The sequence below is a fragment of the Promineifilum sp. (SeqCode) genome (assembly GCF_041918635.1).
Lineage (GTDB): Bacteria > Chloroflexota > Anaerolineae > Promineifilales > Promineifilaceae > Promineifilum.
The window spans coordinates 1-12,384 of record NZ_JAYRVJ010000819.1 but is presented as its reverse complement, the minus strand read 5'-3'; the positions used below and the strand labels follow the sequence as shown (position 1 = coordinate 12,384).

At 65.5% G+C, this 12,384-nt stretch carries 11 protein-coding genes; all 11 read right to left on the bottom strand.

Features of this window, described 5'->3' with window-relative positions:
* Positions 1-874, bottom strand: an 874-nt coding sequence (locus ACE3UY_RS23285) for a NuoM family protein (RefSeq protein ID WP_374689854.1), incomplete at its 3' end; no start/stop codon positions are given.
* 174 nt (positions 875-1,048) lie between these two features.
* Positions 1,049-3,382, bottom strand: a complete 2,334-nt coding sequence (locus ACE3UY_RS23280) for an NADH-quinone oxidoreductase subunit L (RefSeq protein ID WP_374689853.1) — start codon at positions 3,380-3,382, stop codon at positions 1,049-1,051.
* 63 nt (positions 3,383-3,445) lie between these two features.
* Complete coding sequence (gene nuoK / locus ACE3UY_RS23275) at positions 3,446-3,748, bottom strand: NADH-quinone oxidoreductase subunit NuoK (RefSeq protein WP_374689855.1); 303 nt, start codon at positions 3,746-3,748, stop codon at positions 3,446-3,448.
* Between the two features lies 1 nt (position 3,749).
* Positions 3,750-4,286, bottom strand: a complete 537-nt coding sequence (locus ACE3UY_RS23270) for an NADH-quinone oxidoreductase subunit J (protein WP_374689852.1) — start codon at positions 4,284-4,286, stop codon at positions 3,750-3,752.
* Positions 4,287-4,393: 107 nt separating this feature from the next.
* Entirely contained in the window at positions 4,394-4,894 is a 501-nt protein-coding gene (nuoI, locus tag ACE3UY_RS23265; RefSeq protein ID WP_374689851.1) for an NADH-quinone oxidoreductase subunit NuoI, read from the bottom strand.
* A 152-nt stretch (positions 4,895-5,046) separates the two neighbouring features.
* A complete protein-coding gene (gene nuoH / locus ACE3UY_RS23260; RefSeq protein ID WP_374689850.1) occupies positions 5,047-6,150 on the bottom strand; it encodes an NADH-quinone oxidoreductase subunit NuoH in 1,104 nt (367 codons plus the stop codon).
* Positions 6,151-6,285: 135 nt separating this feature from the next.
* The gene (gene nuoG / locus ACE3UY_RS23255; protein ID WP_374689849.1) at positions 6,286-8,880 is read right to left on the bottom strand and encodes an NADH-quinone oxidoreductase subunit NuoG; all 2,595 of its coding nucleotides are present in this window, start codon (positions 8,878-8,880) and stop codon (positions 6,286-6,288) included.
* Entirely contained in the window at positions 8,873-9,505 is a 633-nt protein-coding gene (locus ACE3UY_RS23250; RefSeq protein ID WP_374689848.1) for a Uma2 family endonuclease, read from the bottom strand. The genes nuoG and ACE3UY_RS23250 overlap by 8 nt, the downstream gene beginning before the upstream one ends.
* A gap of 6 nt (positions 9,506-9,511) precedes the next feature.
* On the bottom strand, positions 9,512-10,795 hold the full coding sequence (nuoF, locus tag ACE3UY_RS23245; RefSeq protein ID WP_374689847.1) for an NADH-quinone oxidoreductase subunit NuoF: 1,284 nt from the start codon (positions 10,793-10,795) through the stop codon (positions 9,512-9,514).
* Between the two features lie 106 nt (positions 10,796-10,901).
* Positions 10,902-11,435, bottom strand: a complete 534-nt coding sequence (gene nuoE / locus ACE3UY_RS23240; RefSeq protein WP_374689846.1) for an NADH-quinone oxidoreductase subunit NuoE — start codon at positions 11,433-11,435, stop codon at positions 10,902-10,904.
* Between the two features lie 102 nt (positions 11,436-11,537).
* A partial coding sequence (locus ACE3UY_RS23235; RefSeq protein WP_374689845.1) for an NADH-quinone oxidoreductase subunit D occupies positions 11,538-12,384 on the bottom strand: 847 nt, incomplete at its 5' end.

Genomic DNA, 12,384 nt, shown 5'->3' with positions numbered 1-12,384 from the left:
TGGCCCCATAGATGATGCCGATGATCGCCAGCACGGCGATGATCGGCGCGTAGCGATAGGCGGCCTCCGGGAAGAGCGGCAGATTGAAGCGGATCAGGCCGTAGGTTCCCATCTTCAGCAGGACGCCGGCCAGGATGATCGAGCCGGCCGTCGGCGCTTCGGTATGGGCGTCGGGCAGCCAGGAGTGGAACGGGAACAGCGGCACTTTCACGGCGAAGGCCAGGAAGAAGCCGATGAACAGCAGGTTCTGGGCTCCGGCGAAGGCCGCCCGCCCGGCGATCAGGTCGGGCAGGGCGAACGTGCCGTTGCTGATGCCCATGTAGAGGATGGCCAGCAGCATCAGCAGCGAGGCGGCCATCGTGTACAGGAAGAACTTGATCGAGGCGTAGACCCGCCGCCCGCCGCCCCAGATGCCGATCAGGAAGTACATCGGCACCAGGGTGAACTCCCAGAAGATGTAGAACAGGAACAGATCCTGGGCCATGAAGACGCCGAGCATGCCCATCTCCAGCAGCAGGGTGAAGATGTAGAACTGCTTCACCTGCGTCTGGATGGCGTTCCAGGCTGAGGCGATGGCCAGCATGGAGATGAACGAGGTCAGCAGCACCATGAGGATGCTCAGCCCGTCCACGGCCAGGAAGTACTGGATGCCCCACGAGGGAATCCAGTTCACCCGGTCGATGAGCTGCAAGCCCGGCTCGGCCGGATTGAAGCGCAGCAGGATGAGCAGCGTCCCCAGAAAGGTGACGACCGAGGTGGCGACGGCGATGCCCCGGACAAGGTTGTCGGAGCCGCGCCTGGGCGGGTTCGTCAGCAAAATCGCCACGACGCCCACCAGGGGCAGGAAGGTGACTATTGTGAGCAACCAGTTCATAGCTTCTCCAGGGAACTTCTTGTTCCTCTCCTATGATTCCGAAGGGAAGCAGGGGTGCGGGGGAGCAGGGGAGCAGGGGTGATTAGAACCCGCTACCTGCCACTTGCCACTTGCCACCTGCCACATCATATCTTTGCGTCCTTGGCGCGCTTTGCGTTCTTTGCGTGAGATCTGCTAACCCGCCATTAGAAGGAAGTAGACCAGCAACCCGACCGCGCCGAGCAGGACGGCCAGGGCATAGGTGCGCGCGTAACCCGTCTGGGTCAACCGCAGCGCGCCGGCAATGCGCCGCGTGGCCGAGCCGGCCCCGTTCACCAGCCCGTCCACGCCCTGCGCGTCGAGGACGTGGGCCAGGAAGTCGGCGCCGGTGACGAAGATGTCGCGGATGACGCGGTCATGGATGAAGTCGTGCCAGAATTCCCAATCCACCTTGTCGGCCAGCCAGGCGGCGAAGCGGTTGAAGAGCGGCACAAAGCCCCGCATGTAGAGCGTGTTGAGCGGCAGGACGCTCCACCACCAGATGGGCGTGCGCGCCAGCCGGTCAGGCTCGCGGTAGTCGCGCGGCCGGCCGCGGTAGACCAGGTAACCCAGGATCAGGCCGCCCACCGCCGCCAGCGTCGAGATGCCCGCCACCAGCAGCGACAGGTAGACCGGCGTCTTGGGCATGGACAGGATGCCCTCGGCCGTCAACTCGAAGGAAGCGATGGAGTGCTCCAACCACTGCTCCAGCATCAGGAAGATGCCGGCGGCGTGGTCGTGGTTGGCCTCGGCCATGGCCGGCGTCAGGTAGGGCAGGTTGAGCAGCCCGCCGAGAACGGTCAGCACGGCCAGCACGATGAGCGGCGTCGTCATGAGGCGCGGGCTTTCGGCGGCGTGCTCGGCCGCCGCGTGGCGCGGCCGGCCGAAGAAGACCATGATGAGCTGGCGGGCGACGTAGAAGGCCGTGCCCAGTGCGGCGATGACCAGGATGATGAAGATGGGCGTCGAGTAGGTCGCGTCGTGGAGCAGAATCTCGTCCTTCGACCAGAAGCCGGCCAGCGGCAGGATGCCGGCCAGCGCCAGCGAGCCGATCAGATAGACGATGAACGTCGTCGGCATGCGGTGGCGCAGCCCGCCCATGTAGCGCATGTCCTGGGGATCAAACCCATCGTCGTCAGCATTGCCATGCACCTGATTCGCGTCCGCCTCGGCCGACAGGTGCGCCGCGCCATGCCCGCTCCCGCTGGCCGCGTGGCTGCTCCCCTGCTCCCCCGCTCCCCCGCTCCCCTGCGCCCCATGCGCTCCATGCCCCGCATGCGCGAGGTGATGATGCCCATGCTCCATCCCATGAATGACAGAGCCGGAGCCGAGGAAGAGCAGCGCCTTGAAGAAGGCGTGGGTGACCAGGTGGAACATGGCCGCGACGTAGGCCCCCGTGCCGGCGGCGGCGACCATGAAGCCGAGCTGGCTGACCGTGGAGTAGGCCAGCACCTTCTTGATGTCGTTCTGGCTAAAGGCGATCAGCCCGGCAAAGAGGGCGGTCAGCGCCCCGATCCAGGCCACCAGGTCGGGCGTGGAGATGAGGCCGAAGATCAGCGCGCCGCTGTCGCGGACGATCTCGTAGAGGACGTTGCTGCGCACCAGCAGGTAGACGCCGGCGGTGACCATCGTCGCCGCATGGATGAGCGCGGAGACGGGCGTTGGGCCGGCCATGGCGTCGGGCAGCCAGGTGTAGAGGGGGATTTGCGCCGACTTGCCGGCGACGCCGAGCAGGAAGAGGGCCGTCACAGCCGTCAGCACCGTCGTGATGGGCAGGCTCATGCCGCCGAACAGAACGACGCGGTTCTCCTGGTAGAACTGGGTTGCGCTCGTGAAGACGGCCTCGTAGTCCAGCGAGCCGAACGTCCAGAACAGCAGGATCATGGCCAGGATGACGCCGAAGTCGCCGATGCGGTTCATCACCATCGCTTTCCGGCCGGCGTTGGCGTTGGCGGGCACGCCGTCCTTGTCCAGCCGCGCCCACCAGAAGCTGATGAGCAGGTAGGAGCACAGGCCCACGCCCTCCCAGCCGACGAACATCACCAGGTAGTTGCTGCCGCTCACCAGGATGAGCATGAAGAAGATGAACAGGTTCAGGTAGGTGAAGAAGCGGCTGAAGTCGGGGTCGCCGTGCATGTAGCCGATGGCGTAGATGTGGATGAGCGCGCCGACGCCGGTGACGACGAGCATCATGGTCACCGAGAGCGTGTCGATCCGCAAGGCCCAGTTGACCAGGAAGTTGGCCGACGGGATATTGATCCAGGTGAACAGCGGCGTGATGACGGGGTGGAACTCGTGGGCCAGCAGGCTGAGGAACAGCGTCAGCGAGACGACGAACGCGCCGATGGTCATCAGGCTGGCCAGCCAGCCGGTCAGGCGCTCGCCGTTGGCCGGGTTGGCCTCGACAAAGCGCCGGCCGAACAGACCGTTCAGCAGCAGGCCGATGACTGGAAGGATCAGTATGAGTGGAGCGAGAGCGAATGTATTCATAGAAGCTCCCTAGACCTCTGAGGTCGGCGATAGGAATCGCTGGCAAACCTCAGAGGTCTGGCGCTATCCCTTCAGCAAGTTAATCTCGTCAATATTGATGCTCTTCTTCGTGCGGAAGATGGCGACGATCAGGGCCAGGCCGACGGCGACCTCGGCCGCGGCCACGGTGATGACGAAGAAGACCAGCACCTGCCCGTCCAGGCTGCCCAGATGGCGGGCGAAGGCGACGAAGAGCAGGTTGGCGCTGTTGAGCATCAACTCGACCGACATGAACAGGATGATGGCGTTGCGGCGCAGCAGCACGCCCAGCGCGCCGATGACGAACAGGATGCCGCTCAGGGCAATGTACCAGTTGATGTTGACCACGCTAGGCATTGTCCGCACCTCGCTCTCGTTTCTTGGTGTGGCCGAAGATGACCACGCCGATGATGGCCGCCAGCAGCAGCACGCCCGTCACCTGGAAGGGCAGCACGTAGGACTGGAAGAGGGTCATCCCCAGCGCTTGCGGGCTGGCGTCGATGGTCTGGCCGGCCACCAGCCCCTCGCCGCCCGGCCCCTGGATGAGCAGGTAGCCGAAGACGCCGATGAGCACCAGGGCCAGAAAGACGGCGGCGTAGCGGTGGAAGCGCTCCGTACCGCGGATGTCGTCGGCCGCGCCGCGCAGCCGCTCCGCCCCCAGCAGCATGATGACGAACAGGAAAAGGACGACGATGGCCCCGGCGTAGACGGTGATCTGCACCAGGGCGATGAAGGGGGCGTTCAGCAGCAGGTAGAAGACGGCCACCGTCATGAAGTTGAGCACCAGGTACAGGGCGCTGTGGATGGCGTTGCGGCTGAGCAGCATCCCCAACGCCGCGGCCACGGCGACGGCTGCCAGGAGGAGAAATAGGATCGGGTGAATCATAGAAGCCGCCTTAGACTTATCCGCAGATTACGCAGATTTCGCAGATTCAAAGAAGTTGGTTGCTTCACTTTGCGTTCTTTGCCTCTTTGCGTTCTTTGCGTGAGCTCTTATCTTGGGTTCTCCATGTCCGGAATGGAGCGATCATACGTCCCCGGCCGGGAGACTTGCGGCGTGGGGATACCCTGCTCCGGCACGACGGTCAGCAACATCTCCTTGGTGTAGATGGAGCTGGCCCGGTCGTAGAAGCTGAGCTCGTACTTGTCTTCCAGGACGATGGCTTGCGTCGGGCAGGCATCTTCGCAGTAGCCGCAGAAGATGCAGCGCATCATGTTGATCTCGTAGACACTGGCGTAGCGTTCGCCGGGGGAGTAGCGCTCCTCGTTGGTGTTCTCGGCCGCCTCGACGAAGATGGCGTCGGCCGGGCAGGCGGCGGCGCACAGCGAGCAGCCGATGCACTTCTCCAGCCCGTTGTCGTACCGTTTGAGCTCGTGCCGCCCCTTGAAGCGATAGCGCACCGGCCGCTCGACCTCCGGGTACTGGATGGTCACTGGCGGCATGAACAGATGCTTGAGGGTGGTGCCCATGCCTTTGAGAATTTCACCGATCATATAAGTCTCCCGTGTAGTTGCCAGTTGTCAGTTAGCAGTTGTCAGTTAGCAGTTGTCAGTTAACAGTTGTCAGTTAACAGCACGGCTCTCTTCTTACTACTTACCTCTTACTGACAACTGACAACTAACAACTGACAACTAACAACTAACAACTATCCTATAAAGAACCGCCGCACCGACTCCAGCAGCGGCGCCAGCGTGCCCTCTTCGGCCATGACGATCAGGATGGCGGTGATGATGAAGTTGAGCACGGCGATGGGCAGCAGCGCCTTCCAGCCGAAACCCATCAGCTGGTCGTAGCGCAGGCGCGGCAGGGTGGCGCGAATCCAGATCATCAGGCACAGGCTGAGCACGATCTTGCCGATGATGTAAATGAAGCCCAGCCACGGCAGTTGATCCACGAACGGGCCGCGATAGCCGCCCAGGAAGAACGTGGCGAAGATGGCGCTGAGCGAGATCATCTTCATGTACTCGGCCATGAAGAACATGCCGAAGCGCATGCTGCCGTACTCGACGTTGAAGCCGGCCGACAGCTCCTGCTCCGCCTCCAGCAGGTCGAACGGGGCGCGCTGCAACTCGGCCAGCGAGGCGATGTAGAAGACCAGCGCCGCCAGCGGCTGGATGAAGATGTACCAGACCGGCCGCTGCGCCTCCACGATCTGCCCCAGGTCCATCGAGTTAGCCATCATGATGGGGATGAGGACGATGATGCCCAGGGCCAGCTCGTAGCTGATCATCTGGGCCGAGGCGCGGATGCCGCCCAGAATGGCGTACTTGCTGTTGGAGGCCCAGCCGGCCAGCACGACGCCGTAGACGCCGATGGAGGTGATGGCCAGAATGAACAGCACGCCGACGTTGATGCCGGGGGCGATGGCGAAGTAGGGCTGGAACTTCCACGGGCCGAGGCGGAAGGCCGGGGCCCAGGGGATGACGGCCAGGATGAGAATGGCCGGGATGACGGCCAGCATGGGGGCCAGGTTGTAGATGACCCGATCCACCTTGGCCGGGGTGGGGTCTTCCTTGAAGAACAGCTTCACGGCGTCGGCCGCCGGCTGCAGGAAGCCGCCCAGCAGCCGCTTCTCCTTGCCGCGCCAGGGGATGGGCAGGTAGCCCGCCCGGTTGGGGCCGACGCGGTGCTGAAGCCGGGCCAGCAGCTTGCGCTCCAGCAGCGTGGTGTAGGCGAAGCCGGTGATGACGGCAAAGCTGATGATGAAGCCGATGATCAACGCGCGTATGGCGATTGCACCTGGAGTCATAGGTTACTCCCTTTCGATGGACAATGAATTAACCACGGATGAAGACGGATTAGACGGATGAACACGGATAGAAAAGTGTTTTAGATTCAATCCGTCCTTCATCCGTCTTATCCATGAAAATCCGTGTTTCATTTATTAACCCGCCACCGGCTCGGCCGCCGGCCGGCGCACGAGGGCCGAGGCGGCGACGCCCGGCCCGCGGCCAAACCCGCTCAGCAGCGCCAGCCCGGCCGGGGCGCGCTCGCTGTCGATGACGGCCGCGGCGGCGATCTCATCGCCGTCCAGGTTGACCGACAGCGCGTCGCCGTGCGTCACGCCCAGCGCCGCCGCGTCGGCCTCGTTCAGGAAGAGCGCCGGCCGGGCCAGCCGGTCATGCAGCAGTTCAGTCAGGTTGATGAGCGTGCCCGGCGTGTAGAGGGCCGGGACGCGCAGCACGTCGATGGCCCCCACGCGAGGCAGCGCCGCCGCCCGCGTCTCGCCCGGCAGGTCGTAGGCCGGCGGGGCGCTCATCTCGGCCGCGGCGGCCCACTGCTGGCCGAGGCCCTGGTGGTTGTCGTAGGCCGTGCCGCCGTAGTAGAGGTCGCGGCCGCCGACTACGGGCCACTGCGGCTCGACGTGGGCCAGCGTGCGGTAGTCCATGTCCTTGTACTGGGGCACGGCGCGGGCGATCTCGCGGAAGACGAGGCTGGCGGCGAAGGGGGGCTTGCCCAGCCCGACGCGCTCGCCGAGTTGGGCCAGGATTTGCCAGTCGGCCCGCGCGTCGCCCATGGTGGGGATGGCCGGATAGTAGCGCTGGACGCGCCGCTCGCCGCTGGTGAAGGTTCCCTCGCGCTCGGCCCAACTCTGGGCGGGCAGCACCACGTCGGCCAGCGCCGCCGTGGGGGTCAGGAACAACTCCTGCACCACCAGGAAGTCGAGCCGGCCGCGGCCGTCCATCAGCCCGTCGCCGACCGGGTCCGCGCCCAGGACGTAGAGGGCGCGGGCGCTGCCATCGGCCGCCGCGGCGTAGATGTCGGCGGCGGCGCGGCCGGGGGCGGCGGCCGGCGCGTAGCCGGGGCCGAAGGCGGGATGGATGCCCATGTCCCACGCGCCCTGGGTGTTGGCGTGGCCCCAGACGGGGACGAGGCCGTTGTTGGCGCGCCCGGCGCGGGGGGCGGCCTCGTCGCCGCGCTTCAGCAACAGCAGGTTAGCCAGGACGCGGGCCAGGGTGTCCGTCTCGTCGGGCAGCAGCCCATCGGCGCCGTAGAAGATGACCAGGTTGTTGGCCTCCATCAGCGCGTTGGCGATGGCGGCGTTGGGGTCTTCCACCTGGTCGCCGGTGTCGACGTGGGCCAGGGCCAGCAGCTCACGGGCGGCGGCCAGCGCCCCACCCGGCGCGACGCGCCAGACGTGGCGGGCGAACTTGTCCAGGCGGACCGGCCGGGCGTTGAGGGTGATGAGCGTCGCGCCGCGCTGGGCGGCCTGCTTGACGCGCAGCCACCAGACGGGGGCCTCTTCGTGCAGGTCGGCGGCCACCACGAGGATGGCGTCGCCCTTACCCAGGTCGAGCAGGTTGCTACCGCGGCTGAGGCCGACCGCGGCGACCACGTCGCCGCCGGCCAGCCGCCGCGCGGCCAGGTCTACGTCGCTGCTGCCCAACCCCTGCCGCAGCAGGCGCTGGAAGAGGAAGTAATCCTCGTTGCTCAGCCGCTCGCCGGCCACGCCGGCCACGGCTCCCTTGTGCTGCTGGAGCCGGCCGGCCACGATGTCGAGCGCCTCGTCCCAGGGCACAGGCTCCAGCGCGCCGTTGCGCCGCACCAGGGGCTGCGTCAGCCGCTCGTGGGCGTCGGCGAAGTGGTGGACGTAGCGCCCTTTGTCGCAGATCCAGATCTCGTTGACCGCCTCGTTCTGGCGGGGCATGATGCGCTTGATGACGTTCCGGCCGCCGGAGGCGGCCTCGCGGCGGGTGCTCATGGTGGTGTTGCAGCCGACGGGGCAGTGGGGGCAGATGCTCGCCACGGGGTTCAACTCCCAGGGGCGCGCCCCAAAGCGGAAGTCGGCCGAGGTCAGCGCGCCGACGGGGCAGATGTCGGTGGTGTTGCCGCTCCAGTAGCTGTCGAAGCCGGGTTCGGAGAGGGTGACGATCTCCAGGCGGCGGCCGCGATTGTGGAAGGCGATGACGGGGTCGTCGACGATCTCGTCCTGGAAGCGGGTGCAGCGGGCGCACTGGATGCAGCGCTCGCGGTCGAGGATGATGAGGTCGCCCAGCGGCACGTGCTTTTCCAGCTTCATCTTGTCGGTGAAGACCATGCGGCTCTCGTCGCGGGCGAAAGCCATGGTCAGGTTTTGCAGCGGGCACTCGCCGCCCTTGTCGCAGATGGGGCAGTCGAGGGGATGGCTGGTCAGGAGGAATTCGAGGATGTCCTCGCGGGCGTCCTGGACCGCCGTGGTGGCGGTGCGGACGACCATGCCCTCGCTGACGGCGACGGTGCAGCCGGTCTGCAACCCCTTGCCGAAGTTGAGGCGGGGCGTGCCGTCGGCGTTGAGCACGGGCTGGCCGGTGGCGCGATCGATGACGGGCAGGCCGATCTCGACCAGGCACATGCGGCACATGCCGACGGGGGCCATCTTGGGATGGTAGCAAAAGACGGGGATGTCGTTGCCGATCTTCTTAGCGGCGTCCACGACGACCGTGCCTTTGGGCACGGAAACGGGTACGCCGTCAATCGTCAGGGTGACCAAATCACTCATGGATGTCCTCTTCCACGCTGGGTTCGCCGAACAGGTCGGCCATGCGGAAGCTAAGGCCGGGGAACAGGGCCGGCGCGAATGAGTCCGCGGGCGGCGTGATCTGGCTGACCAGGTAGCCTTCCGCGGTGTGCCTATACTCGGTGATGAGCAGGGAATCCGTCTCGACCAGCCAGTACCAGGGCACGCCGGCCGCGTGATAGACGCGGAACTTGTGGGCCTTGTCGCGGGCGGCGGTGGAGGGCGAGATGACTTCGACGACCAGATCGGGCGGGCCTTCGATGGCGACATCGTCGGCGAAGCGGCCCAGGTTCTCGGCCAGCAGGAAGCTGAGATCGGGCACGTAGACGTGGCGCGGCGTCAGAAAGACGGCCACTTCGGGCCAGATTTCGCCGATGGGCTGCTGCCGCAAATACGCTTCCAGCAGCCCGCCGAGTCGCAGAATGAGTCGTTGATGTCTTCCCCTTGGCCGAACCATCTCGATAAGCTCCCCATCCTCCAACTCATAGTACGGCGGCCCTTCGGGCAAGCGGCGATAGTCCGCTTGTGTCCAGCGGCGCTGTACGATGGTGGGGGTGGCCGGTTGTGTCGTCACGTCATGCGTCTCCAGCAAGAGGCGGGTTGCCAACCCGCGCTACAACCTTGCCGCGACGGCGGCTCGCGCCACGTGGCCGTTGGCCCCCGCCGCCGCGATCTTGGCCTTGTACTCCGGCAGGAAGTGGCGGATGGAGGAGAGCACGGGGCTGGTGGCGAATTCGCCCAGGGCGCACAGGCATTTGCCGGTCATGTTGTTGGCGATGCTGTCCAGCAGCTTGATGTCGGCCTCCGTGCCGTGGCCGTTGTAGATGCGATGTAGCACCTTCTCCATCCAGTAAGTCCCCTCGCGGCAGGGGGTGCACTTGCCGCAGGATTCGTGGCGGAAGAAGTGGATCATCTTCAGCGCCGCCCAGACCATGTCGGTCGTCTCGTCCATGACGATGACCGAGGCCGAGCCCATGACGGAGCGGAAGGGGGTCAGGCCCTCGTAGCTGCAACTGGCGTCGAGCGCTTCCTCGGTGATGATGGGGCCGGAGCCGCCGCTGGGCAGGATGGCCTTGAACTTCTTGCCGTCTTTCATGCCGCCGGCCATCTCCAGCAGTTGGCGGTAGGTCACGCCCAACGGCACTTCGTAGTTGCCGGGGTTGGTCACGTGGCCGCTGACGCAGACGATCTTGACGCCGGGGCTGTCCTCGGTTCCCATCGACTTGAACCAGTCGGGGCCGTTGACGAGGATGCCGGGCACGTTGGCCAGGGTCTCGGTGTTGTTGACGACGGTCGGCTTGCGGTAAAGCCCCTCGACGGCCGGGAAGGGGGGCTTCGACCAGGGCTGGCCGAGGTTGCCGGCCAGCGACTCGATCAGCGCCGTCTCCTCGCCGCAGATGTAGGCTCCCGCGCCGTAGTGGGTGTAGAACGCCACGTCGAAGTTGCTGCCCAGGATGCCCTGGCCGATGATGCCGGCCTTGCGGCACTCTTGCAGCGCCTCCTCGAAGGCATAGGCCGCGTCCATGAACTCGCCGCGCATGTAGTTGAAGACGAGGTGGGAGCCGACGGCGTAGGCGGCGATGAGCGCGCCCTCGATGACCTGGTGGGGATTGTTCTCGATCAGCTCGCGATCCTTGAACGTGCCCGTCTCCGACTCGTCGGTGTTGATGAGGACGTAGGTCTCCGGGGCGTTCCTGGGGATGAAGCCCCACTTGGCCCCGGTGGGGAAGCCCGCGCCGCCGCGCCCGCGCAGGTTGGAGGCTTTGACCAGGTCGATGACCTCGGCGGGGGTTATGGACAGCGCTTTTTGCAGCCCTTCGTAGCCGCCGTGCTGGCGGTATACGTCCAGCCGGCGCAGGTCGGGGATGTCGCGGTGGCGGAGCAGTATGTATGCCATAGTCTTTCCTCAAGAGCTCACGCAAAGGTCGCTAAGAAAGCAAAGACCGCAAAGATAGAGAATCTTGGCGTCCCTGGCTCCTTCGCGTCTTTGCGTGAGCGTCTTTTCATCTCTCTCCGACGTAGCTGAAGATGCGCTCGACGACGGAGGGTTCGGGGTCGCCGGCGGCGGCTTTGGCGCGCAGGTCGGCCAGCAGGGCGTCGAACCTGGTCTCGTCGAGGTTCTCGTAGAACTTCAGGTTGCACTGGAGCATGGGGGCGCGGTGGCAGGCCCCCAGGCACATGACGGTCTTGAGCGTGAAGAGGCCGTCGGGCGTGGTGCTCTCCGGGGGGACGCCCAGCTTGCGCGCGGCCATGTCCACGAAGTCGTCGGCCCCGCGCAGGGCGCAGGCCAGGTCGTTGCAGATTTCCAGCACGTAGCGGCCGGTGGGTTCTTCGTAGAAGAGGGAGTAGAAGCCGGCCAGCGACAGGATGTGGGTGGGATCCAGGTCGAGGATGCCGGCCACTTCGCGCATGGCGGCGTCGCTGAGGTAGCCGTACTCGTTCTGGGCCAGGTGCATGAGGTGCAGCACGGCCGATTTCTTCTGCGGGAACCGGGCCAGCAGGGCGTCGATCTCGTTGGCGTATTTGTCTCGTAGCACGTCTTCTCCGAAGAAGTTGTTAGTTGTCAGTTGATAGTTGTCAGTTGTTAGTTGTCAGTTGCTAGTTGGCAGTGCTGACAACTATCAACTGACAACTGACAACTATCTGTCAATCTCCCCCAACACAATATCAATCGAGCCGATGACGGCCACCAGGTCGGCGACGAAGCTGTTCCGGGCCATGAGCGGCAGGGCGGCCAGGTTGACGTAGGACGGCGCGCGGAAGTGGACGCGGGCCGGCCTGGCCGTCTCGTTGCCGCGCAGGTAGCAGCCGATCTCGCCCCGCGGCGACTCGATGACCTGATAGACGTAGCCGGACGGGGCGTTGAAGCCCTCCGTCCACAGCTTGAAGTGGTGGATGACGGCCTCCATGCTGCGGCCGAGATCGGCGCGCGGCGGGGGGACGATCTTGTAGTCGTCGATGTTGACCGGGCCGGGCTTGAGGCGATCCATGGCCTGGCGGATGATGCGCAGGCTCTCGCGCATTTCCCGCATGCGGCAGCGATACCGGGCGTAGACGTCGCCTTCCGGCTCGACGGGCACGGCGAATTCATACTGGTCGTAGCCGCCGTAGGGCTGGTCGCGGCGGTTGTCCCAATCGACGCCGGAGCCGCGCAGGCTGGGCCCGCTGAGGCCCCAGGCGATGGCCTGCTCGCCGCTGATGACGCCGACGCCCCGGGTGCGCTCCAGGAAGATGGGGTTCCGGTCGAGCAGGGCCTCGTAGTCGGCGATCTTGGCCGGGAAGAAGTCCAGGAAGTGGCGCACGGCCGGCTCGAACTCCTCCGGCACGTCGCGCCACAGGCCGCCGGGACGGAAGTAGCTGACCATCATGCGCTGGCCGGCGACCATCTCGTAGATGTCGAGGATGTATTCGCGCTCGCGGAAGCAGTAGAGGAAGACGGACATGGCCGCCAGGTCGAGGGCCGACGTGCCCAGCCAGACCAGGTGG

Coding starts and splice junctions, on each gene's coding strand:
- ACE3UY_RS23280 (WP_374689853.1), bottom strand. CDS start 3,382: ATGAATACATTCGCTCTCGCTCCACTCATACTGATCCTTCCAGTCATC.
- ACE3UY_RS23270 (WP_374689852.1), bottom strand. CDS start 4,286: ATGATTCACCCGATCCTATTTCTCCTCCTGGCAGCCGTCGCCGTGGCC.
- nuoI (WP_374689851.1), bottom strand. CDS start 4,894: ATGATCGGTGAAATTCTCAAAGGCATGGGCACCACCCTCAAGCATCTG.
- nuoH (WP_374689850.1), bottom strand. CDS start 6,150: ATGACTCCAGGTGCAATCGCCATACGCGCGTTGATCATCGGCTTCATC.
- nuoG (WP_374689849.1), bottom strand. CDS start 8,880: ATGAGTGATTTGGTCACCCTGACGATTGACGGCGTACCCGTTTCCGTG.
- nuoF (WP_374689847.1), bottom strand. CDS start 10,795: ATGGCATACATACTGCTCCGCCACCGCGACATCCCCGACCTGCGCCGG.